Genomic DNA, 21,492 nt, shown 5'->3' with positions numbered 1-21,492 from the left:
ATCCCAGCTCACACCGGTTTGAACGGGACGACGGCTCGCGGAACAGGGTGGCTTGGAAACACCTCGCGGTTCCACCGGTCGATGCGTGATCGCTATGACAACATGATCAACATGGCGACCATCGAAGAGCGCGTCATCGCGCTGCTGAAGGCAAACCTGGCCGACGCGGACGGCATCAAGCCCGCCACCAACATCCTCGACATGGACAGCAGCGCCTACCGCCAGGAGCTGGCCATCCAGGCGATCGAGAACGAGTACGACATCGAGCTGCCGAGCGCGGGGATCGAGGCCTTCTCCACGGTCGGTGAACTGATCAAGTTCATCGCGGAAGCGAAGGGCTGATCAGCCGCCGAGCTTGCGATAGAAGGCACCCGCGATCGGCGCGGTGAGGGCGCGCGGGCCGTACTGGCCCGCGACGCTCATGCCCTTGCTGATCAGGCCGGGGACGACGCGCATCTTGTTGCGGGCGAGCGCGTCGATGGAGACCTTCGCGGTGTACTCCGAGGACACCCACATGAAGTCGGGCACCATGCGGTCGACGATCGACGCCTCGGCCGGGTCGGGCAGTTCGGTGCGCACCGGGCCGGGCGCCAGCAGGGTGACGTGTACGCCCGAATCCTTCAGCTCACCGCGCAGCGATTCGCAGAAGGTGTTGGCGAACGCCTTGCTCGCCGCGTAGGTGGCGTTGTTCGGGATCGGCATGTTGCCCGCGGCCGACCCGCTGATCAGGATGCCACCGGCGCCGCGCGCGATCATGCCGGGCAGCACCGCCAGGGTCAGATCGTGCACGGCGACGGCGTTGAGCTCCATCTGGGCGCGCTCGTACTCCAGGTCCAGCTGCGCGACCGGGCCGAACGTCGCGATGCCCGCGTTGTTGCACAGGATCGAGATGTTGCGCGCCGACAACTCCTCGACCAGCGGACCGCGTTGCGCGCGATCGGACAGGTCGACCGCGCGCACCTCGGCGGTGATGCCGTGCGCCAGGGTGAGCCGCTGCGCGAGCTCGTTCAGCAGGTCGCCGCGGCGGGCGACCAGGATCAGCGAATGACCGCGTCCGGCCAGTTCGGCGGCCAACGCGGTGCCGATGCCGGAGGAGGCTCCGGTGACGACGGCGCGGTTCTCGGAGGTGGGGGAGGGCAGGCTCACCTGAGCGATGCTAGCGAGCCACTCAGAGGCGGGCCGCCAGGCGGGTGCCCTGATCGATCGCGCGCTTGGCGTCGAGTTCGGCGGCGAGTTCGGCGCCGCCGATCAGGTGCGGGGTGATTCCCGCGGCGCGCAGCGGCTCGACCAGCTCGCGCACCGACTCCTGACCCGCGCAGATCACCACGTTGTCCACCGGAATCAGTTGCGGGCGTTCGCGTTTCTCCCCGAAGCTGATGTGCAGCCCGTTGTCGTCGATGCGTTCGTAGTTCACGCCGCCGATCTGCTCGACGCCCTTGGCCTTCAGCGCGGCGCGGTGCACCCAGCCGGAGGTCTTGCCGAGGTCCTTGCCGAACGACGACGACTTGCGTTGCAGCAGAACGACATCGCGGGCAGCGGGGGAGGGCTTGGGCGTGGTGAGCTGGCCGGGCGCCTGCTCGTCGTCCGCGTCGACGCCCCACTCCTCTTTCCACTCGTCCAGCTTGAGCGCGGGGTGCCCCTCGACGGTGAGGAATTCGCTGACGTCGTAACCGATGCCGCCCGCGCCGATCACGGCGACGCGCTTGCCCACCGGCTTCTCCTCGCGCACCAGTTCGGCGTAGGAGAGCACCATCGGGTGGTCGATGCCGGGAATGCTGGGAATTCGCGGCCGCACGCCGGTGGCGAGCACCACCTCGTCGTAGCGGCCCGCGACGAGCTCGTCGGCGGTGACCCGCTTGTTCAGGTGCAGGTGAACGCCGCGCACCTCGATCATCCTGCGGTAGTACCGGATCGATTCATCGAACTCCTCCTTGCCGGGAATCCGCCGGGCGATGTCGAACTGGCCGCCGATCTTGTCGTCGGCCTCGAAAAGGTCGACGCGGTGGCCGCGTTCGGCGAGATTCACCGCGGCGGAGAGCCCGGCCGGTCCCGCGCCGACCACGGCGATGCGCTTGCTGCGCCGCGTCGGCAGCAGCTTCAGCTCGGTCTCGTGTCCGGCGCGCGGGTTCAGCAGGCAGGACACCGTCTTGTGCTGGAACGCGTGGTCCAGGCAGGCCTGGTTGCATGCGATGCAGGTGTTGATCTCGTCGACGCGGTCCTGCGCGGCCTTGTTCACCCATTCCGGATCGGTGAGGAACGGGCGGGCCAGCGAAACCAGTTGCGCGTCACCGCGAGTCAGGATCTCCTCGGCGATCTCGGGCATGTTGATGCGGTTCGACGCGCAGACCGGAATGTTCACCTGCTTGGTGATCTTCGCGGTGAACTCGACGAACGCCGCCCGCGGCACCGAGGTGACGATGGTGGGCACCCGCGCCTCGTGCCAGCCGATGTCGGTGTTGATGATGGTGACGCCAGCGCGCTCCAATTCCTTGGCGAGCGTGACGATCTCGTCGAAGGTCTGACCCTTCTCCACCAGTTCGGCCATCGACAGCCGGAACACGATGATGAAGTCCGGCCCCACCGCGGCGCGGACCCGGCGCACGATCTCCAGCGGGAGCCTGCGCCGATTCTCGGCCGTGCCGCCCCACTTGTCGGTGCGCTTGTTGGTGCGCGGCGCGAGGAACTGGTTGATGAAATAGCCTTCACCGCCCATGATCTCGCAGCCGTCGTACCCGGCGAACTGGGCGAGCTTCGCGCAGCGCGCGTAGTCCGCGATGGTCTGCTCGATGCCGCGCGCGGAGAGGGCGCGTGGCCGGAAAGGGTTGATGGGGGCCTTGATCGAGGACGCCGAGACGCTGCCGGGCATGTAGGAGTAGCGGCCCGCGTGCAGGATCTGGATGGCGATCTTGCCGCCCTCGGCGTGCACCGCCTTGGTGATCGCGCGGTGGCGGTAGGCCTCGGTCTTGTTGGTCAGCTTGGCGCCGAAGGGCAACAGCCAGCCGGTGCGGTTGGGCGCGTAACCGCCGGTGATGATCAGCCCGACACCGCCGCGGGCCCGCTCGGCGAAGTAGGCGGCCAGCTTGTTGGTGTCCCAGGCTCGGTCCTCCAGGCCGGTGTGCATCGACCCCATGACCACGCGGTTGCGCAGGGTGGTGAAGCCGAGATCGAGCGGCTCGAAAAGGTGGGGGAAGGAACTCATGCCTGGCCTTTCTCCATCGGATCCAGGTGCGGGGCTGACGCGCCCGGACGCAGTGCTTGCAGTACTTCGTCGCACCATTCGATGAACCCGACCTCGACGCGGATGCCGCCGCGCAGGACCAGGTACTGGTGCAGTGCCGTGCCGGAGAGCTGATCCGGCGCGGCGAAGTCCTTCTTCTCGATCAGCCGGTAGACCTCGAGCCGCTGGGCGTGCTGGTCGCGGTGCCTTGCCACCTCCGCACACAGCGCGTCCAGGTCGCCGTAGGCCGCGCCGCGGATCTTGACGCCGAGTTCGCCGCGGGGGAGGTCGGTATCGGAGGGCTCGGCGATCCAGCGGGCCAGCTCGGCGCGGCCCGCCTCGTTCACCGAGTAGACCTTCTTGTCCGGCTTGCCCTCCTGGGTCACCGATTCACTGTCCAGCCAGCCGGATTCCTCCATGCGCTTGAGCACGCGGTAGATCTGCTGGTGCGTCGCGCTCCAGAAGTAGCCGATGGACTTGTCGAACCGGCGCGCCAGCTCGTAGCCCGAACCGGCGCGCTCGGTCAGCGATACCAGTAGTGCGTGCTCGAGGGCCATGTCGCCACGGTACTCGGTACAGTCGGTACTATGCAACTGGGTGCATAGCCCTTCGGTCGTCGCCCTCGTTTCTTTGGCGGACGTCGTGCGTCCGCACGGGTTACGCTGCGCCCATGACCGAGGTGGACGCGCGCGACACGATCGGGGAGGCCGCAGGCCGCGGGCAGATCGTGGCATGGGGGTTGTGGGATTGGGGTTCCTCGGCGTTCCACGCCGTGATCCTCACGTTCGTGTTCTCGGTGTATCTCACCGACAAGGTCGGCGACGATCTGCCCGGCGGGATCTCGGCGAGCGCCTGGCTCGGCTGGGCGCTCGGGATCGCCGGTCTCGTGGTCGCGCTGACCGCGCCGATCAGCGGCCAGTGGTTCGACGCGGCCGCGAAACGCAAACGCTCCCTTGGTGTTCTGACCGCACTGACCGTCCTTGCCATGGCCGGGATGTTCTTCGTGCACGACGACTACCGCGATCTGTGGCTCGGTCTGACGCTGCTCGCCTTCGGCTCCGCCGCCTTCGAACTGGCCAACGTGCCCTACAACGCCATGCTGCGCCAGGTCTCGACGCCGGAGACGGTCGGCCGCGTCTCCGGTTTCGGCTGGGCGATGGGCTATTTCGGCGGCATCTTCCTGCTGCTCATCTGCTACGTCGGCTTCATCGCGGGCGAGGGCGACAACCGGGGACTGTTCGACATCCCGACCGACGACGGGCTCAACATCCGACTGGTGACCGTCCTCGCCGCGATCTGGTTCGCCACGTTCGCGCTGCCCGTGCTGTTCGCGGTCCCGGAGCTGCCGCGAACCAGCGCCGATCCCGACGCGGCGAGCGCGGGGTTCTTCGGCTCCTACCGGGTGCTGTGGCGGGATCTGCGCGAGCTGTGGGAAGTCGACCGGCGCACCGTCTGGTTCCTGTTGGCCAGCGCGGTCTTTCGCGACGGGCTCGCGGGCGTCTTCACCTTCGGCGCGGTGCTCGCGGTGCGGGTCTACGGGATCGACGATTCCGATGTGCTGCTGTTCGGCGTCGCGGCGAACGTCGTCGCGGCGCTGGGGGCGATCGTCGCGGGCCGGTTCGACGACCGGGTGGGGCCGAAAGCGGTGATCGTGACTTCGCTGGCCGCCATGCTGGTCTGCGGACTCGCGCTGCTCGTGGTGTCGGGGCCGCTCATGTTCTGGATATTCGGTCTGCTGCTGACCATCTTCGTCGGACCAGCGCAAGCCTCGGCGCGGTCGTTCCTCGTCAGGTTGGCCCCGCCGGGGCGGGAAGGACAGCTGTTCGGCCTCTACACCACGACCGGCCGGGCCGTATCCTTCCTCGCCCCCTCGCTTTTCGGCCTGTTCGTCTGGATTTTCGACGCCGACCGCGCCGGGATGATCGGACTGGCCGTCGTCCTCGCCGCGGGGTTGGCGGTGTTGCTCCCGGTGCGCGCGCCCGACGCGGTGCGGGACCGCTGATAAGACGCGGCGCGGGTCAGTTGATCCGGCCCTCCATGCCGCTGTAGATCTCGGTGGCCTCCGCGAAACCGCCGCCGATCAGCTCCGCCAGCGCCAGCGCCTCGCCGCACTTGCGCAGCGACAGGCGCGTCCGGTCGTCGCCACCGCTCAGTGCGTCGGCGTGTTCGGCGACCCAGCCGCGCGCCGCGGTCGCGTCACCGGCGCCGACGAATCCGCCGACCGCGTAGTTGGCGGTGATGGTGTCCTCGGTGCGCCAAGCGATTTCGGGGAACTGGGACGGCAGGTCGCCGAGCAGCGGGCCGTTGCCGCCGAACCCGGCGGGCCAGCCGGTTCCGGCTTCCTCGGCCAGCGCGGTCGGCCAGACGACGCCGCGGTCCATCCAGCCCGGCAGCAGTCGCGCGGCGAATTCGACGAGACAGAACTGGAGGTTGTTGCGCAAAAGGTCGGCGGCGTCGTGCGTTTCGGGGCTGTGCGGGTCGTCGACGGTCGGCTGGCCGGAGCGCAGCGCGAGTGCGGCCTGGCGCAGCAGGCGGATCTTCCACGCGATGTCGACGGCCAGGTCGTCGGCGCCGGGCAGCGTACCGCTCATATCGGGTTCGGTCCGTGCGGCCAGTGCCGGATCGAACAGCTCGAGTTGCGCGCGGGCCAGCTCGTCCACCGTGCGGACGGTGCAATCCCGGTATCGCACAGCGATTTCCGCCACGTCCTCGGGCGTCTCGGCCGTGATCAGGTACGGCCGTCCCCACACGTAGAGCGAGGCGTCGAACTCGTCGTCGGCGACCTTCAGCGCGCCGAGCGCCCACGCCTTGGCCCGGAAGCGCACCCGAGCCTGCTCGACCGCGAAGGCGATCAGATCGTCGAGATCGGCGTCGCCGCCGAGCCCGGCCAGATACGGCAGGATCCGCTCCTCGACGAGCCGCATGTCCAAGGCGTGAAAGCTGGTGTCGTAACCCATGTTCGGCACAGTACGGGACGCGGCAGGACGAGATTCGCGGTCAGTCCACGTATCTCGAACGTTGGCCTATCGATCCTTGGGCGGCCACCAGTTGTCCATGCCGAGCGCGATCAGCCGGATCTGCTGCACCGTGCGGTCGACGATGCTCCGCTGGTCGCGCTCCTCGGCCGCGACATACGCGGCGATCCCGTCGGCGACGGTGCCGACCAGCAGGTCCGCGGCGATCTCCAGGTCGCGCGGGCTCCAGTCGTCCAGCGCGCGCACCCGGGACAGGTCGGCGACCAGCTCGCGCACGATCAGCTGGAGTTCCAGCGCGATGGCTTTGCGCAGCGCTGCCGAACCGCCGTGGCGTTCCCGGGTGAGGAAGCCGAACACCGCGCGCTTGCCCCCGACCTGATCGAAGACGAACCGCACCGTATCGGCGATGCTGGCCTCGGGATTGCGCCGGACCTCGCGCAGCGCCAGCCGGAGCGCGGTCACGCCTTGGTCGACGAGGGTCGCGCCGAGGTCGTCGAGCGAGGCGAAGTGGCGGTAGAAGGCCGTCGGAACGATCCCCGCCGAGCGCGCGATCTCACGCAGGCTCAGCGCGGCGAAACCGCGGTCGGCGGCCAGTTCCAGGGTGCCGTCGACCAGGGCCTGCCGCGTGCGCTCCTTGCGCTCGATTCGGGTTGCTGCCTGCTCGCTCATCACGGTGAGCATACATCCGTTCACCATTCGCTCATCCAAGAGGTGTAGTTCGGGTCACACGAATTGCCGGTTGACACTGGACCCTGCCTATCGGTCACACTGGATGAGTGTACAGGCGTGCACTGAAATCTGATCAAGTGACAGAGCGCACGCCACAGCCATGACCTACCGAAGAATCAGAGGTACGGAGAACCGAATGGTGGATCTCATCGACCTGGTGCAGACCCTGACCACGCCCCATCCGCTCGACCGGTACCTGGAACTCGTGCGTCCCACGCTGACCGTCCGGCAGATGCGCGCCGAGATAACCCACGTGCGCCGCTCGGTGCCCGGCTCGGTGACGCTCACTCTGCGCCCGACCCGGCAGTGGCGCGGCCACGCCGCGGGCCAGTACGTCCAGATCGGCGTGGTGATCGACGGCGTCCGGCACACCAGGTGCTACTCGCCGGTGAATCCGGAAGGGCGGCGCGACCGGCACATCCAGCTCACCGTCAAGGCACACCCCGGCGGTCTGGTGTCGCAGTACTTGCACGAGAACGCCGTGCCCGGCATGGTGGTCGACCTGAGCCCGGCGGCCGGTGTGTTCCGGTTGCCCGAGGTCCGTCCCGACCGGGTGCTGCTGATCAGCGGCGGCAGCGGCATCACGCCGGTGCTGTCGATGATGCGGACCCTCGCCGACGAGGGTTATCCCGGTGAGCTGACCTTCCTGCACTACGCCCGTTCGCCGGAGGCGGTACCGCACCGCGCCGAGCTGGAGGCGATCGCCGAGCGGAACCCGCGTTTCCGCATCGAGATGCGCTATCCGGAGCAGGGCGGCGGCCCGTTCGACTACGACGAGCTCGAGCGCGTCGCGCCCTGGTTCGCCGAGGCGCAGACCTACCTGTGCGGTCCGCCGCCGCTGATGGACGCGGTGCGCAAGGTGTACGAGGCCGAGGAACTGGCCGACCGGCTGCACTCCGAGGAGTTCACGCTCTCGACCGCACCCGTCGACGCGGACGAGGTGCACGGCTCGACGAGCTTCTCGGCCAGCGGGGTGCGCGCCGAGAACACCGGTACCAGCCTGCTGGAGCAGGCCGAGGCCGCGGGCCTGACGCCGGAGTACGGCTGCCGCATGGGTATCTGCTTCTCCTGCACCGCCGTTCGCCGCTCCGGCTGCACGCGCAACCTGCGCACCGGCGAGACCGACAGCGATCCCGACCAGCCCATCCAGCTCTGCGTCAGCGCCGCGGTGGGCGACGTCGACATCGAAATCTAGACAGACACAAGGGGACTGACAATGACCATTCTGACCGAGACCAAGGACGGACCGCTGGTCCTGACTCCCGACCAGGTCGAGGAGCTTGGCAAGGCGCTCGATGAACTGCGCGACCGCGTCGTCGCCGATCTCGGCGAGCGCGACCGCGAGTACATCTATTCGATCATCAAGGCGCAGCGCGGTTTCGAGATCGCCGGGCGCGGCCTGATGTACCTGGGCTTCCTGCCGCCGGTGTGGCTGGCGGCGGTCGCCGCGCTGAGCGTGTCGAAGATCCTGGACAACATGGAGATCGGCCACAACGTCATGCACGGCCAGTACGACTGGATGCGTGAGCCCGGCCTGAATTCCCGTGAGTTCGAGTGGGATACGGTCTGCCCGGCCGACCAGTGGAAGCACTCGCACAACTACATGCACCACACCTTCACCAACATCCACGGCATGGACCGCGACATCGGATACGGCATCCTGCGCATGGACGAGGGCCAGAAGTGGAACCCCTACTACCTGGGCAACCCGCTGTGGGCGTTCCTGCTGATGGTGTTCTTCGAGTGGGGTGTCATGCTGCACGACGCCGAGGCCGAGAACATCGTTCAGGGCAAGCGCAAGTGGTCGGACCTCAAGCCGCTGATCAAGGGTTGGTGGCGCAAGGCGGGCCGCCAGGCGCTCAAGGACTACGTCGTGTTCCCCGCGCTGACCGGTCCGCTGTTCGTCAGCACGCTGGCGGGCAATGCCGCGGCCAACCTGGTGCGCAACGTCTGGGCCTACTCGATCATCTTCTGCGGCCATTTCCCTTCCGGCGTACAGACGTTCACCGAAGAGGAGACCGCCGAGGAGACCCGCGGCGAGTGGTACGTCCGGCAGATGCTCGGCTCGGCGAATATCTCGGGCGGCAAGCTGTTCCACATCATGAGCGGCAATCTGTCGCACCAGATCGAACACCACCTGTTCCCCGACATCCCGGCCAACCGCTATCCGGAGATCGCGCCGGAGGTGCGGGCGCTGTGCGAGAAGTACGGATTGCCGTACCACACCGGCCCGTTGAGCAAGCAGATCGGCGATGTGTGGGCGAAGATTTTCAAGCTGGCACTGCCGCCGCGCTTCACGAAGAACACGTCATCTCCCGGTGTTATCGTGATGCGTCAGCGGAAGGCGACCGAAGTGGGCGTGTGAATGATCGGGAAATTCGAAAGCAACAAGGATTTGATTCAAGAATTGACGGCCTCCGGTGCCAGGCACGTCGGAAATATTGCGACGATCATCACCGGAACCGTCCAGGAGGTCACTCGGGAGATCGGTGAGTGGATCACCGACGCGATCGAGATGAACGAGGCGGCCGCCGCGGCCCGCAAGGATGCCGCGGTGCAGCGGGAAGCGCCGCTGGACGAGGTCCCCGACGAGCCGGAGCCCGAGCCCGCGACCGGCTCCGCCTTCGTCGAGGCCGAGGTCGTCGAGTCCGACCTCGACGACCGCCGCTGATCACCACACCGGCAGCCTGCGCCGGTGCTCGGTGACGTCGGTGATCAGGTCCTGATAGCCGTCGGCCAGCTCGGCGAGCCGCGTCCACAGCAGGTGGGCTTCCCCGTCCACCCGCGGTGGCTGCGTCGCCGGGCCGGTCGCGCTCAAAGCCTGTTGTGCCGCAGTCCATTTCGCCGCCATTCGATCGATGACCGCGCCCAGTGTCTCGGTGTGCAGCGAGGCGCCGGTGCGGTGCGCGACGTTGGTCGCCACCCAGTCGTTTATCCGGCCGACCAGCTCGGCGCGGCGCTCGTCGATGTCGTCCACCAGCTGACTGCACGCCGCGACGCGACCGTTGGTGGCGCCCGGCGCGTGCGCCGCGGCCAGCGCCCGGTGCCTGCGCTCGTGGCATTCGACCAGCTCGCGGGCCGCGGCGAGGACTCGGTGCTTTCGGCGATTCGGGTCGTCGGCTTCGCGAAACGCGCGCAACAGCGCTGATCGCGGTGGCAGCTCGCCGGCTCCGATACGGCTCCCGGCGTATTCGGTAGGCATGGTGCACGCCCCTGCGGTAACGATCCGACATGGATACGCCAGGGCCGAGGGGGATTTCGGGGAGGGGCACCCCTCGGCTCCGGCGCAGCCCCGAGCCCGGACGCCCCCCACACAGTCCACCAGCACGGCAAAGAAACCGGGAAATCCGCGACGATGCGATGAGGAAGACGGCCCGAGAAAATCGGGACACTTTCAGGAAAGCGCGATAGTCGAATCGGCGCAACAAGATGGTGTGAAAAACATGCGCGAGTCGGAAATCGTTATCGTCCGTTACGGGGCGGTCACACGAAATCTACCTTTGCCCAAGGTGAACTGGGCGATCGGCGCACATCCAGTTACCATCGCGGCGCGGCGGCTGCGCGCCCCGGTTCGATGGACTAGCCTCGATGTTCGTGCCCGCCTATGTGTCATCGCCGGAGCTGACATTCGGCTTCATGTTCTCGCTGGAAGACCCCGAGCGAATAGCTGAAGTCGTGCGCAACCTCATCGTCCGCAAGACGGTGTCGGTGTTCCGGCTCGCACGCCTGTCCGATGACGACGGCCCGCCGGAGCGCTACGTGGTCAACTGGGGCGCCATCCCGCAGATCAACATCACCACCACCGCCCCCGACCCCGAGGAACTCCGGATCAACCGGATCATGCTGGTCAACGCGTTCCTCAGCGAGGAAGGCGAGGTCAGCTTGTACTCCGCGCAGGGACAGGCACCGAGCTAACGCCAACCGAATGTCACCACTGGTCGGCCCACCGCACCAAAGGTCACCCTCGGTCGGTTCACCGGTGCACGCAGGTCGGGTGAATGAAGGTCACGTCCAGTCGGTCTGGCGGGATGTTGGTGGCCTTCGGTCGGTGACCGCGCCGACCATTCTGGACGCGGCACCAGTGTTCCGCCGGAGGGTGTGCAGTCCGGCTGATGGCGAACGCGGCCGCATGCGTTGAGCGGGTATCGCTGTCCACAGCCCGGGCATCGGCCGCTCAGCCAGGCCGCGGCGCCGGAGTGGCCGGGGGCCGCAGGCGCATCTCCAGGGCAGGTGGCGAGCGCGGCCGAGCACACGGGGTGCACGCCCCGCAGGGCGGTGACCCCTGCGAAGCGCTCCCGAGGGATTACACCATCGCCGCCGTTGTGGGAGCCGGTGCGTCCAGGCGACCGGATCGGGCGAGGCCGTACAACCCGGCGGCGGAGGCGGCGCCGATGGCGATGAGTGCGGCCCAGGCCAGGGAGCTCAGTCCGGCGGAGCGGGCCGCGTCGAGGACCGTGCCGGTGCCGAGGTTGCCGAGCAGGATGCCGGTGCCGACGATCGTGTTGTAGAGGCCGTAGTGGGTGGCGACCAGGCGGTCGCCGCAGAGCGCGACCACGGTGTCCATTTCGAACGGGAAGACCGCGGCCGCACCGACACCCAGCATCGCGGCGGTGAGCAGCATCGCCCCGACCGCCGTCGGGACGCCGAGCGCGGTGCCGGGCACGAGCAGCAGTGGGACGAACGCCGCCGCCAGGATCGCCATACCGATGATCAGGCTGTGCGGGCGACCCCAGCGGGCGGCGAACCAGCGGGTGATGCGCAGCTGTCCGGCGATGGCGATCACGCCGGAGACGACGAAGACCGCCGTCATGAGCGCGGTGGCCGACCCTTCGCCGACGATGCGGGCGGCCTGCATCGGCAGCGCGAGATACACCTGGAACGAGAGCACATAGCAGCCGATCATCGCCGCCGAGAACAGCAGGAACGGTCGGTTGGCCAGCACCACGCGCCAATCCTCGAGCACCGACGCGGTTTTCGGCTCCGCGCGGTGCTGCGGCAGCGCGCGCAGCTGGGCGACGGTGAGCAGGGCGAACACCGCGGCCGCGCAAGTGGCGGTGGCCTGGAAATCGAACGCCATCAACGCGAGACCGAGGATCGGCCCGAACAGGATGCCCGCCTGATAGAAGATGTTGAACACCGCGAACGCCTCGACCCGTCGTTCGCCGGAGTCAACGGCGAGATACGCGCGCACCGCGGGATTGAACAGCGCGCCGGCGAATCCGGTTGCGGCCGAGGCGATCAGCAGCGCGGGCAGCGAGTCGGCGAACGCGAGCAGTGCGAAACCGCCGGTGCGCAGCAGACATCCGGCCACGATCAGCGGTTTGTAGCCGAGCCGGTCGGCCAGGGTGCCGCCGACCAGGAACATCCCCTGCTGGGAGAAGTTCCTGATGCCGAGCACCAACCCGATCGCCCACGCGGCGAGGCCGAGCGGGCCCGCCATGTAACCGGCCAGGTAGGGCATGAGCATGAAGAAGCCGGTGTTGATGGCGAACTGGTTCACCATCAGCACCCGGCTCGGTTTGCCGAAGCTGCGATAGGTCGCGTAGACGTCTTTCATCGCGCGACCCCCGGTGTGGCGCCCGGCCGTGCGGGTGCGGTCGGATCGTCGGTGGGCACGGCGGCCTCCTCGGGGTGGTCGGGCTTCGGGTCGAGTCGACGCGGTGCCGGATCGGGTTCGCGCGTCGAGACCGGGCGATGCTTCGTTCCACGCGCGTGCTGTGCCGCCTCGGGCTCGTGCCGCATCGCGTCCGGCTGGTGTGTCGACCGCGGCTCGTGCCGAGTCGCCTCGGGCTGGTGCGTCTGCGCGGAGTAGTGCGGTTTCGGGTCGAGCACGGTCGTGCAGCGGGTCCACGAGTCGACCACCGCAGCGTACGGATGCGCGATCGTCGCGGGTTCGGTCGGCGCGGCGCCGAGCAGTCCGTGCTCCCGGCAGTAGGCGTCGTTGTAGACGGTGTCGAAGTAGCGCAGCGGACCGTCCGGGAAGACGGCGGCGATGCGCGCGTCCGGCTCACCGGTGCGGGCCAGCCACCCCGCGACCAGCGCCACCGCGCCGACACTCCACCCGCCGCTTGCGTGATGGGTGGCGGCCAGCGTGCGGCAGGCCCACACCGCTTCGGCGGGCGCGACCCAGTGGATCTCGTCGAACGCCGAATAGTCGACGTTCTCGGGATGGATGCTCGAGCCGAGCCCGCGCATCAGCCGCGGTCCGGCGGGTTGGCCGAAAATGGTGGACGCGACGGTGTCCACGCCGACCAGGCGCAGGTGCGGGAAGTAGCGACGCAGTGCGCGGGCGATGCCGGAGGAGTGGCCGCCGGTGCCGACCGAGCACACCAGTACGTCGATCCGGCCGAGTTGCGCGACGAGTTCCATGGCGAGCGATTCGTAGGCGGCGCGGTTGTCGGGATTGCGGTACTGGTCGGGGCACCAGGCGCGCGGGTCGGCGGCCAAGAGTTCGGCGACGCGGTCGCGGCGGGCCTGTTGCCAGCCGCCGACGGGATGCGGTTCGGTGACCATCTCCACCCGGGCGCCGTAGGCGGCGAGCATGTGTCGCATGAGCGGTTCGAGGCCGGGATCGGTGACCAGGGTGACGGGGTGGCGGTGCACCATTCCGGCGAGGGCGAGGCCGAGACCGAGGGTGCCGCTGGTGGATTCGACGATCGGCGCGCCGGGCGCGAGTTCACCGCGGGCGGCGGCGCGCTCGACCATGTGCAGCGCGGGCCGGTCCTTCATGCCGCCCGGATTGGCGCCCTCCAGCTTGGCCCAGAATCCGCGGCCCGCGGGTGCGAGCGGTTCGGTGATCCAGAGGACCGGGGTGTTGCCGACCATGGTGGCCGGGCGCGGGCAGCGGTTGGCGGTGGTGAGCAGGCTTGCCGGGCTCGGCAGCGGTTCCGTTTCGAGCAGTGCTGAAGACATGGGGATGCCATCGATTCTGTGCGGTCGCTGTGGCAGCGAGGGTGCGAGTGCGGGAACGCACGAACACCGGCCGGGCCCCGGCAGGCCACGACCTGACGCTGACCGATCAGTTCCGATCGATACCGAATCGAATGAGCTGATCCCGGCCGCCACCGACCGGGACGGCGGCCACGGGCGGCGCGCGCGGCCCGAGGCCGACAGACGCGGCCAACGACAGCACAAGCAGCGAAGCGATGCCGACGAGCAGCAACTCCTGAAGCGACGGGCCGGAGCGTGGCAGGGTCGCGATCACCGCGTCGGGGGAGAGATGCCGCTCCGGTTCGGCGGCATGCTGATGCAGATCCGCCGCGGCCCACGGCACCACCTGCGATGGGACGCCGGGCCCTGACGATTCGATATGCGCGTGAATCGTCGCGGCGGGCGTGAACAGGTGACAATCCGGCAGCGCAAGGGCGAGCGCCCACGCGGCGAACGCGACGGCGACCACCGTCCGCATACCGGCCCCCCGTATCGCACCGAATGTCACGTCTGCCGATAGTACAAGCCCTGTGCTCCGGGCCGGTCAGGCGTGGGATCGGTGCGGAGGGGCGGCATCTGGATCGGCTCCGACGCCGCCGTCGACAGCCCAGTGCTCGAACACCGAGCAACCAGCGTGCGGCCCAGAGCACGGTCGCGGTCGCTCGTTCCGCGGGCGAACCCCGGCCGTCGGATCGCGTCGCGAGGCGGGCGGTCGGTGTGGCGGGCGCGATGCCGGGATCAGCTCCGGCCGTTGCCTCCCCGAACAATCGAGTGCGGGCGCCGAGTCTGTGTACGTCCGTAGTGCGGGCGTTCATTCGGCGCGCGGACCGGCCGTCGGATCGCGCGGGGGTTCAGCGTTCTCGACGCGCCGGTCGGATCAGCTTCAGTCCGTTGTCGGCGCGGAGAGCCCGCCGACAAACCGTCACGGACGGCTCTTCCGAGTCGGCATTCCCCACCAGTCGTGGCCCGCGTGCGACGGCGGTCCGATGCCTGTGTAGGTCTTGCGGGGTCGCCGGATCACAGCGCGATGTGGCCGGTCGGAGCGCGGTCCGGTTCGGTGCGGGGTCGAGCCGGCGCGGGCCGAGTTGGTGGAGCGCGCTATCGAATCAGCGGCCGGGTGCGGGGCGGACCAGGCAGGCGACGCCGTCCTCTTTGCCGTCGAGGCGGTCGAGTTGCACCGAGTAGCCGGGGTCCGTGCGGCGCAGGGGCGCTTTGCCCGCGGCCCAGGCGTCTTCACAGTTGCGGAAGGCGGCCGCGGCGGTCGTGGTCGCGGCGGCGACCGGTCCGGACGAGGAATGCCGCTTCTTCTTGCTCGAACCGCAGCCGGTCACCGAGACGGCAAGCACGGCGATCAGCAGTAGGCCGACGACCAGCACGACGGGGCGCACGTTACGCATATGGATTCCCCCCAAACACAACGGTTTTCGATCCAAACGCCAGCCAGTATCACGGCCGCGATCGCCTTTCGCAACATCGCGGTGCGGGCTGGACGGTCGTTTTTGTTGGCGTGTCGGTACCGCATCGTGGCCTTACCGACGGAGCGGTGCCGGACAATTATGAGATACCTCACAGGGGCGCTGTGAAATTCAAGCCCGGGTGGGCTGTGCGCAGCCCGGAAGGAGCGTCGATCATGGAAATGGAACTCGAGAAGCCGGCGGCCGCGGTGAATCCGGTTCGCGTCCGAGGGGATCTCGATCCCGGTCTGTCGCGATGGATGTGGCTGGTGAAGTGGATCCTGGCCATCCCGCACTACATCGTGCTGTTCTTCCTGCACATCGCGTACTTCGTGGTGTCGGTGATCGCGTTCTTCGCGATCCTGTTCACCGGTAGGTATCCGCGCGGCCTGTTCGACTTCAATGTCGGTGTGATGCGCTGGAATTGGCGGGTCAGTTTCTATGCGCTGACCGTGCTCGGCACCGACAAATATCCGCCGTTCCATTTGCGGCCGGACGCGGACTATCCGGCGGATCTGGAGGTCGACTATCCCGAAACCCTGCACCGCGGCCTTGTTTTGATCAAATGGTGGCTGCTCGCCATTCCGCACTATCTGATCATCGGCGCGCTGATGAGCGGCGCGATCGGCACCGCCATGCAGGACAACGGTTCCGACGCCTGGAATGTCGTGCTGGCCTGGCCGGTGATCTACCTGCTTCTCGCGGTGGCGCTGATCGCGCTGCTGTTCACCGCGGTCTACCCGAAGGGCATGTACGACTTCGTCGTCGGCATCAATCGCTGGGCCATCCGGGTGCAGGCCTACGCCTCGCTGATGCGTGACGAGTACCCGCCGTTCCGGCTCGACCAGGGGCCGCGCGAGCCGTAACCCCGCTCGAACCGACTACCGCGAATCCGCCCGCCGACCCGTCAGCGGGCGGATTCGTATATCCGGCGGACCACGTCTTCGATACCGGGCTCCTCGATGGACAGGTCACGCACCTCCGCGCGATCCGACACGGCGGCGAGCAGTTTTGCCGCGGTGATGGATTCGGCGTCGAAGGCAAGGCGCTGGCGCATACCGTCCGCCTCGCTGGTGAGCAGTTCGGCGCCGGGCGGCAGGTCGCGCAGATCCGGCGTCGGCTCGGCGAGGTCCACCACGAGCACCCGGCGCGCGCCCACCGTCGCGCCGAGTCCGGCCAGCGATCCGTCGTAGACCAGGCTGCCGTGATCTACGACGAGCACACGGTCGCAAAGCCTTTCGATATCGCCCATGTCGTGCGTGGTGAGCAGCAGCGTGGTGCCGCGGTCCACCCGCTCCGCGCGCAGGAACTCGCGCAACCGCTGCTTGGAAAGCACATCGAGACCGATGGTCGGTTCGTCGAGGATCACCAGCTCCGGGGAGTGCAGCAGCGCCGCGGCGACCTCGGCGCGCATCCGCTGACCCAGCGAGAGCTGGCGCACCGGAGTGTCCAGCGTCTCGGCCATTTCCAGCTGCTCGACCAGCTCGTAGGTGCGCTTGCGGGTGATGTCGGGTTCCAGCCGGTGGATGGCGGCCAGGATAGTGAACGATTCGCGCAGCGGCAGATCCCACCACAGCTGGGACCGCTGCCCGAACACCACCCCGATTCGGCCCGCCAGTTCCCTGCGCTGCCGGACCGGCTCGAGTCCGCAGGTGCGCACCCGCCCGGACGAGGGGACCAGGATGCCGGTGAGCATCTTGATGGTGGTGGACTTCCCCGCCCCGTTCGCCCCGATGTAGCCGACCGCCGCGCCGCGTTCGATGCGGAAGGTCATCCTGTCGACCGCGGTGAGGGTGTCACGCTGCCTGCGCCAGCGGCGGCCGTTCTTGCGATACAGCGTGAAATGTCTTGTCAGATTCTCGATGTCGATGATCGCGTCAGATAAGTCGCTGTCCGCCACGCTTATCCCCCACCTCCCTGGTAGTGCCTTGTCCCGAGCCGCCATAGACCGAGTGCCAGCAGCCATATCCACAGCGTCGCCAGCGGGGTGAACCAGACCAGCCAGGACGGCAGCAACGGCGGGCCCGGCAACCCGAGCAGGGCGATGGTGGGCAGGTACGCCGTGAACGCGACCGGGATGGCGAATCCGAACACCAGCTTCAGCGGCGGCGGGAATACCGAGGCGGGCTGCATAGCGGCGAACGACCCGCCGTAGGTGAAACTGTTGGTGAGCTCGGAGCCGTCGATCAGGAAGAACTGCAACCCGGCCGCGCAGACGAAGATCCCTCCGAACAGGAGAATACCGCACGAGAGGGTCATCGCCAGGAGTGCGAATGCGGCCGGTTCCCAATCGATGTCGTTCTGTAGCAACCCGATAACCAGCACCACGATGGCGACCGCGGCGCGGGCGAATCGGCGCAGCGAGACATCGCCGGTGACGAGTTGCAGCAGCAAGGGTTGGGGGCGTAGATGATAGGCGTCGAGGGTGCCCATCCTGATCAGGGTCGGCAGCGTATCCAGATGTCCGACAAGCACTTGGGCCAGCGCGAACGTGGTGTTGCTCAGTCCGAACAGCAGCAGCGCCCCGTGCATATCCAGCCCGCCGAGCACCCGCACGTTGTGGAAGATGACCCACACCTCGGCGAATTCGACGACGCCGATGAGGAACGCGCTGAACACCTCGCTGGCGAAGGACAACCGGTATGCCCGCTGGGCTCTGATGCGCGAGCGCAACACCGCGGCATACGGTGTGTACCAGTTGCCCGACGGCACGGAGACGAGCGGCTCAGCCACCCTGCACCTCCAGCCTGCGGCGGCCCGCGGCCAGCATGAGCCTGCCGATCGCGGCGATCGTGAGCACCCAGAACAGCTGTGCGCCAACGACCGTGACCGCTTCCATGCCGAGTATCCGGCCGGAGAGCACGTCGATCGGGGCTTGCAGAATCGACGGGAACGGGGTGGCGTACGCGAGCGTGCGCAGCCAGTCCGGGAACATGTGCACCGGCACGAACAGTCCGGCGAGGAAGGTGCCGCAGATCTGGTAGAGCACCCGGATGCCGCGGGTCTCCACCACCCAGAAGCCGATCAGGCCGATGGCGAACAGCATCAGGAACGACAGCGCGACGGCGAGCACCATCGAAATCACGCCGAGCACATACGGACCCGGCGTCGTGGGCATGGCGAGACCGACGGTGAGGAATCCGAACAGCACGCTCGGCAGGAACCGCGGCACCAACGTGCACGTCGCACGCCCCAGATCGGCGGCGAGATAACCCAGTTGGATATCGACGGGGCGCAGGAAGTCGATCGCGACGTCGCCGTTCTTGACGCGATCCACCAATTCCAGTGGCGGGCCCATGAATTGCATCGCGCCGAGCAGCCCTTGGGAGAGCCAGATGTAGGCGCCCATGGTGCCTTCGTCGTAGCCGCCGAAATCGCCCGCACCGCGCACGGCGGCGAGCATTACCGCCGCGCGTACCAAACCGAACACGCAGTTGGTGAACAGACCCGCCAACATCGCCAGTTTGTACTGCGACTGACGCCGGAACCCCGCCACCGCGAGCCGCCAATAGAGTGTCGCCTCGCGTCGCGCCCGGGTTGCTGCGGCCAGCCGTTCCTCCCCTCCCGCACTCCAGCGCACAAGGAGTCGACTTTACTGCCCGGTCGCGGACGCGCGGTAGCTTCCCGCGCGATTTTTGGAAAAGCGCTACGAAGCTGAGGCGCCAGTGTTAGAAACACAGACACTTCAGATCGTTGGAGTGCTCGCGCACGACAGGAAGGATCGTCGATGTCTGTCGCCGAGTCGACCGTTTTCGAGGCACTCGAATCGAATGTTCGCGGGTACTGCCGATCCTGGCCGACGGTGTTCGACACCGCCAGCGGCGCCTGGTTGCGCGACGAGCAAGGCCGCGAGTACCTGGATTTCTTCGCCGGTGCTGGTGCGCTGAACTACGGCCACAACAATCCGGTCCTCAAGCGCGCGCTGATCGACTATCTCGCGGGCGACGGGATCACCCACGGTCTGGACATGTCGACGGTGGCCAAGCGACGGCTGCTGGAAACCCTGCGCGACACCGTCCTCGCTCCGCGCGGACTGGACTACAAGGTGCAATTTCCCGGCCCGACCGGTGCGAATGCCGTCGAGGCAGCGCTCAAGCTCGCTCGCAAGGTCACCGGCAGACAAGCGGTGCTGAACTTCACCAACGCCTTCCACGGCATGTCGCTCGGCGCGCTGTCGGTGACCGGCAATGCCGCCAAGCGCGCGGGAGCTGGCGTGCCGCTGGTGCACGTCACGCCGATGCCCTACGACGGCTACCTCGGCGCGGACGACGAGCTGCACTGGATGCGCCGGGCGCTGGACGACCCCTCGTCGGGATTGGACAAGCCCGCCGCAGTCATCGTGGAGACCGTCCAGGGCGAAGGTGGTGTAAACGTCGCGCGGGCGCGGTGGCTGCGCGAACTGGCTGAGCTGTGCCGGGCGCGCGGCATCCTGCTGATCGTCGACGACGTGCAGATGGGCTGCGGGCGGACCGGTCCGTTCTTCTCCTTCGAGTTCGCGGGCATCACGCCCGACATCGTGACGCTGTCGAAATCGATCGGCGGCTACGGATTGCCCATGGCGCTGGTGCTTTTCCGGTCGGAGCTGGACCAGTGGACGCCCGGTGAGCACAACGGCACCTTCCGCGGCAACAACCCCGCCTTCGTCACGGCCGAGGTCGCGTTGCGCCACTACTGGTCCGACGATGCGCTCGAGCGCGCGACCCTCGCCAAGGGCGCGCGGATCGAGGCGGCGCTCGCTCGGCTCGCGGCCGAATTCCCCGGTGTCTCGACGCGTGGGCGGGGGTTGGTGCACGGGATCGTCTTCGAGGATCCGTCGCTGGCGGGGAAGGTTTGCCAGGTGGCGTTCGATCGGGGGTTGTTGGTGGAGACGTCGGGGTCGGTGGACGAGGTGGTGAAGTTGTTGCCGCCGTTGACGATCGGTGAGGACGAGTTGGAGCGGGGGTTGGAAGTAGTTGCCGGTGCGGTGGGGGCTGTTTGTGGGTGATGGGCTGCATTCGGCTTCGCCGTGGGCGGGGTCGGCTGGAGATGCCGAGTACGGCTGGTTGGGTCGAGTACGGCTGGTTGGGCCGGGTACGGCTGGTTGGGCCGGGTACGGCTGGTTGAGTCGGGTACGGCTGGTTGAGTCGGGTACGGCTGGTTGAGTCGGGTACGGCTGGTTGAGTCGGGTACGGCTGGTTGAGTCGGGTACGGCTGGTTGAGTCGGGTACGGCTGGCTGGGTCGGGTACGGCTGGCTGGGTCGGATACGGCTGGCTGGGTCGGATACGGCTGGCTGGGTCGGATACGGCCGGTGGGTCGGATACGGCCGGGCTGGGTTGGGTCGGGTACGGCTGCGTTGGGTTCCGGTTGAGTTGGGCGGCGTGGTGTGTCGGGTTTGGCGGGGCCAAATGGTTTCGCGGGGCCAAAATGGTTTGGCCTGGGGCGGGTTTGCCGCAAAGCGGGCTGGCTTGGGTCGGATGCGGCTGCGTTGGGTTCCGGTTGAGTTGGGTGACGTGGTGTGTCGGGTTTGGCGGGGCCAAATGGTTTCGCGGGGCCAAAATGGTTTGGCCTGGGGCGGGTTTGCCGCAAAGCGGGCTGGCTTGGGTCGGATGCGGCTGGGTCGGGTTTCGGTTGCGTTGGGTGACGTGGTGTGTCGGGTTTGGCGGGGCCAAATAGTTTGGGCTGTGGCGGGTTTGCCGGAGATCGGGCTGGTGTGGGTCGGAAGCGGCTGGGTCGGGTTTCGGTTGTGTTGGGTGACGTGGTGTGTCGGGTTTGGCGGGGCCAAATGGTTTGGGCTGTGGCGGGTTTGCCGGAGATCGGGCTGGTGTGGGTCGGAAGCGGCTGGGTCGGATTCCGGTTGTGTCGGGTGACGTGATGTCCACGGTCGGCTGCGTCCAAATGGTCTGGCCTACCCAGGTTTTCTCGAACAGTTCTGGGCGCGTCGTGTGCCGTACCCGGCTTACCTCCCGCTGTTGGGTGCGTTCTCTGGGCTTCCGGCGTGGTCGGCCAGCTCTGGTTGCGTCTAGAGAGCCCCAACTCGAAAAGAGTCCTCGGCCTGTCAACCCCCTAACCACCATTTGACTACCGTCGATAGAGAAATGGTTTCGACGGTAGTCAAATGGCGGCTAGTTGATCCTTGGGTTCAGGGGGTGGATGCAACACTCACCCTCAAGCCCCGTGGAGTGTTGCGATGGCCCTGCCGCCGTGAAT

Annotated in this window: 20 protein-coding genes and 1 pseudogene; 8 read left to right on the top strand and 13 right to left on the bottom strand. The window is 67.7% G+C overall.

Annotation, left to right across the window (positions count from 1 at the left end):
* Positions 1-81 precede the first annotated feature (81 nt).
* Positions 82-342, top strand: a complete 261-nt coding sequence (locus tag NAM01S_RS23435) for an acyl carrier protein (RefSeq protein WP_157107866.1) — start codon at positions 82-84, stop codon at positions 340-342.
* Here NAM01S_RS23435 and cmrA read toward each other — a convergent pair whose 3' ends face one another.
* The 3 genes from cmrA to NAM01S_RS23420 are packed head-to-tail and all read right to left on the bottom strand — an operon-like array spanning position 343 to position 3,774.
* Positions 343-1,146: a mycolate reductase gene (gene cmrA, locus NAM01S_RS23430; protein WP_067788668.1), complete on the bottom strand. Its 804-nt coding sequence runs from the start codon at positions 1,144-1,146 to the stop codon at positions 343-345. It abuts the gene before it with no gap.
* Positions 1,147-1,168: 22 nt separating this feature from the next.
* On the bottom strand, positions 1,169-3,199 hold the full coding sequence (locus tag NAM01S_RS23425) for an NADPH-dependent 2,4-dienoyl-CoA reductase (protein WP_067788666.1): 2,031 nt from the start codon (positions 3,197-3,199) through the stop codon (positions 1,169-1,171).
* Positions 3,196-3,774 carry a PadR family transcriptional regulator gene (locus NAM01S_RS23420; protein WP_067788664.1) on the bottom strand — a complete coding sequence of 193 codons (579 nt, stop codon included), beginning with the start codon at positions 3,772-3,774 and terminating at the stop codon, positions 3,196-3,198. Before NAM01S_RS23420 ends, NAM01S_RS23425 begins: the two co-directional genes overlap by 4 nt.
* A gap of 113 nt (positions 3,775-3,887) precedes the next feature.
* Here NAM01S_RS23420 and NAM01S_RS23415 point away from each other — a divergent pair, with 113 nt between their 5' ends.
* Positions 3,888-5,219, top strand: coding sequence for an MFS transporter (locus NAM01S_RS23415; RefSeq protein ID WP_067788663.1), 1,332 nt, complete (start codon positions 3,888-3,890; stop codon positions 5,217-5,219).
* 16 nt (positions 5,220-5,235) lie between these two features.
* Here NAM01S_RS23415 and NAM01S_RS23410 read toward each other — a convergent pair whose 3' ends face one another.
* Positions 5,236-6,174: a hypothetical protein gene (locus NAM01S_RS23410; protein WP_067788662.1), complete on the bottom strand. Its 939-nt coding sequence runs from the start codon at positions 6,172-6,174 to the stop codon at positions 5,236-5,238.
* A 66-nt stretch (positions 6,175-6,240) separates the two neighbouring features.
* Positions 6,241-6,861 carry a TetR family transcriptional regulator gene (locus NAM01S_RS23405; protein WP_253799241.1) on the bottom strand — a complete coding sequence of 207 codons (621 nt, stop codon included), beginning with the start codon at positions 6,859-6,861 and terminating at the stop codon, positions 6,241-6,243.
* 196 nt (positions 6,862-7,057) lie between these two features.
* On the opposite strand from NAM01S_RS23405, the gene NAM01S_RS23400 reads away from it, so the two are divergent.
* From NAM01S_RS23400 to NAM01S_RS23390, 3 genes are read left to right on the top strand one after another with little or no spacing between them, the layout of a single operon-like run.
* Positions 7,058-8,116: a ferredoxin reductase gene (locus NAM01S_RS23400; protein WP_067788659.1), complete on the top strand. Its 1,059-nt coding sequence runs from the start codon at positions 7,058-7,060 to the stop codon at positions 8,114-8,116.
* 21 nt (positions 8,117-8,137) lie between these two features.
* Positions 8,138-9,286: a fatty acid desaturase family protein gene (locus NAM01S_RS23395; protein ID WP_067788656.1), complete on the top strand. Its 1,149-nt coding sequence runs from the start codon at positions 8,138-8,140 to the stop codon at positions 9,284-9,286.
* 42 nt (positions 9,287-9,328) lie between these two features.
* Positions 9,329-9,592 (top strand): hypothetical protein, encoded by a 264-nt coding sequence (locus tag NAM01S_RS23390; protein WP_253799244.1) that lies wholly within the window; start codon positions 9,329-9,331, stop codon positions 9,590-9,592.
* Here NAM01S_RS23390 and NAM01S_RS23385 read toward each other — a convergent pair whose 3' ends face one another.
* Positions 9,593-10,123, bottom strand: coding sequence for a DUF4254 domain-containing protein (locus NAM01S_RS23385; protein WP_067788653.1), 531 nt, complete (start codon positions 10,121-10,123; stop codon positions 9,593-9,595).
* A gap of 392 nt (positions 10,124-10,515) precedes the next feature.
* On the opposite strand from NAM01S_RS23385, the gene NAM01S_RS23380 reads away from it, so the two are divergent.
* Positions 10,516-10,836, top strand: a complete 321-nt coding sequence (locus tag NAM01S_RS23380) for a hypothetical protein (protein WP_067788863.1) — start codon at positions 10,516-10,518, stop codon at positions 10,834-10,836.
* 388 nt (positions 10,837-11,224) lie between these two features.
* Here NAM01S_RS23380 and NAM01S_RS23375 read toward each other — a convergent pair whose 3' ends face one another.
* The 4 genes and pseudogenes from NAM01S_RS23375 to NAM01S_RS23360 form a co-directional block, all read right to left on the bottom strand.
* Positions 11,225-12,478 carry an MFS transporter gene (locus tag NAM01S_RS23375; protein WP_067788651.1) on the bottom strand — a complete coding sequence of 418 codons (1,254 nt, stop codon included), beginning with the start codon at positions 12,476-12,478 and terminating at the stop codon, positions 11,225-11,227.
* Positions 12,479-12,741: 263 nt separating this feature from the next.
* A pseudogene (locus tag NAM01S_RS23370) lies at positions 12,742-13,833 on the bottom strand (PLP-dependent cysteine synthase family protein); the annotation flags it as partial.
* A gap of 106 nt (positions 13,834-13,939) precedes the next feature.
* Complete coding sequence (lpqS, locus tag NAM01S_RS23365) at positions 13,940-14,359, bottom strand: putative copper homeostasis (lipo)protein LpqS (protein ID WP_157107865.1); 420 nt, start codon at positions 14,357-14,359, stop codon at positions 13,940-13,942.
* Between the two features lie 598 nt (positions 14,360-14,957).
* Positions 14,958-15,248, bottom strand: a complete 291-nt coding sequence (locus NAM01S_RS23360; protein WP_067788648.1) for an excalibur calcium-binding domain-containing protein — start codon at positions 15,246-15,248, stop codon at positions 14,958-14,960.
* A 233-nt stretch (positions 15,249-15,481) separates the two neighbouring features.
* Here NAM01S_RS23360 and NAM01S_RS23355 point away from each other — a divergent pair, with 233 nt between their 5' ends.
* The gene (locus NAM01S_RS23355) at positions 15,482-16,171 is read left to right on the top strand and encodes a DUF4389 domain-containing protein (RefSeq protein WP_372508083.1); all 690 of its coding nucleotides are present in this window, start codon (positions 15,482-15,484) and stop codon (positions 16,169-16,171) included.
* A 41-nt stretch (positions 16,172-16,212) separates the two neighbouring features.
* Here the strand turns inward: NAM01S_RS23355 and NAM01S_RS23350 are convergent, their stop codons facing one another.
* The 3 genes from NAM01S_RS23350 to NAM01S_RS23340 all read right to left on the bottom strand — a co-directional run bounded on the left by NAM01S_RS23350 (position 16,213) and on the right by NAM01S_RS23340 (position 18,762).
* A complete protein-coding gene (locus tag NAM01S_RS23350) occupies positions 16,213-17,079 on the bottom strand; it encodes an ABC transporter ATP-binding protein (protein ID WP_301318221.1) in 867 nt (288 codons plus the stop codon).
* Between the two features lie 128 nt (positions 17,080-17,207).
* Entirely contained in the window at positions 17,208-18,038 is an 831-nt protein-coding gene (locus NAM01S_RS23345; RefSeq protein WP_067788644.1) for an ABC transporter permease, read from the bottom strand.
* Positions 18,031-18,762, bottom strand: a complete 732-nt coding sequence (locus tag NAM01S_RS23340) for an ABC transporter permease (RefSeq protein ID WP_157107864.1) — start codon at positions 18,760-18,762, stop codon at positions 18,031-18,033. Before NAM01S_RS23340 ends, NAM01S_RS23345 begins: the two co-directional genes overlap by 8 nt.
* Before the next feature lie 270 nt (positions 18,763-19,032).
* On the opposite strand from NAM01S_RS23340, the gene ectB reads away from it, so the two are divergent.
* Positions 19,033-20,289: a diaminobutyrate--2-oxoglutarate transaminase gene (gene ectB, locus NAM01S_RS23335; RefSeq protein ID WP_067788642.1), complete on the top strand. Its 1,257-nt coding sequence runs from the start codon at positions 19,033-19,035 to the stop codon at positions 20,287-20,289.
* The last annotated feature ends 1,203 nt before the right edge of the window (positions 20,290-21,492 follow it).

The organism is Nocardia amikacinitolerans NBRC 108937 (assembly GCF_001612615.1).
Taxonomy (GTDB): Bacteria; Actinomycetota; Actinomycetes; order Mycobacteriales; family Mycobacteriaceae; genus Nocardia; species Nocardia amikacinitolerans.
This window is presented reverse-complemented; position numbering and strand designations above follow the sequence as displayed.

Bases quoted from the DNA above. Each gene is read 5' to 3' on its own strand.
- NAM01S_RS23435 (WP_157107866.1), top strand. From the start codon at position 82: ATGCGTGATCGCTATGACAACATGATCAACATGGCGACCATCGAAGAG.
- NAM01S_RS23420 (WP_067788664.1), bottom strand. From the start codon at position 3,774: ATGGCCCTCGAGCACGCACTACTGGTATCGCTGACCGAGCGCGCCGGT.
- NAM01S_RS23415 (WP_067788663.1), top strand. From the start codon at position 3,888: ATGACCGAGGTGGACGCGCGCGACACGATCGGGGAGGCCGCAGGCCGC.
- NAM01S_RS23375 (WP_067788651.1), bottom strand. From the start codon at position 12,478: ATGAAAGACGTCTACGCGACCTATCGCAGCTTCGGCAAACCGAGCCGG.
- NAM01S_RS23385 (WP_067788653.1), bottom strand. From the start codon at position 10,123: ATGCCTACCGAATACGCCGGGAGCCGTATCGGAGCCGGCGAGCTGCCA.
- NAM01S_RS23425 (WP_067788666.1), bottom strand. From the start codon at position 3,199: ATGAGTTCCTTCCCCCACCTTTTCGAGCCGCTCGATCTCGGCTTCACC.
- NAM01S_RS23360 (WP_067788648.1), bottom strand. From the start codon at position 15,248: ATGCGTAACGTGCGCCCCGTCGTGCTGGTCGTCGGCCTACTGCTGATC.
- NAM01S_RS23350 (WP_301318221.1), bottom strand. From the start codon at position 17,079: ATGACCTTCCGCATCGAACGCGGCGCGGCGGTCGGCTACATCGGGGCG.
- ectB (WP_067788642.1), top strand. From the start codon at position 19,033: ATGTCTGTCGCCGAGTCGACCGTTTTCGAGGCACTCGAATCGAATGTT.
- NAM01S_RS23355 (WP_372508083.1), top strand. From the start codon at position 15,482: ATGGAAATGGAACTCGAGAAGCCGGCGGCCGCGGTGAATCCGGTTCGC.
- NAM01S_RS23395 (WP_067788656.1), top strand. From the start codon at position 8,138: ATGACCATTCTGACCGAGACCAAGGACGGACCGCTGGTCCTGACTCCC.
- NAM01S_RS23405 (WP_253799241.1), bottom strand. From the start codon at position 6,861: ATGAGCGAGCAGGCAGCAACCCGAATCGAGCGCAAGGAGCGCACGCGG.
- NAM01S_RS23410 (WP_067788662.1), bottom strand. From the start codon at position 6,174: ATGGGTTACGACACCAGCTTTCACGCCTTGGACATGCGGCTCGTCGAG.
- NAM01S_RS23340 (WP_157107864.1), bottom strand. From the start codon at position 18,762: ATGTTGGCGGGTCTGTTCACCAACTGCGTGTTCGGTTTGGTACGCGCG.
- NAM01S_RS23400 (WP_067788659.1), top strand. From the start codon at position 7,058: ATGGTGGATCTCATCGACCTGGTGCAGACCCTGACCACGCCCCATCCG.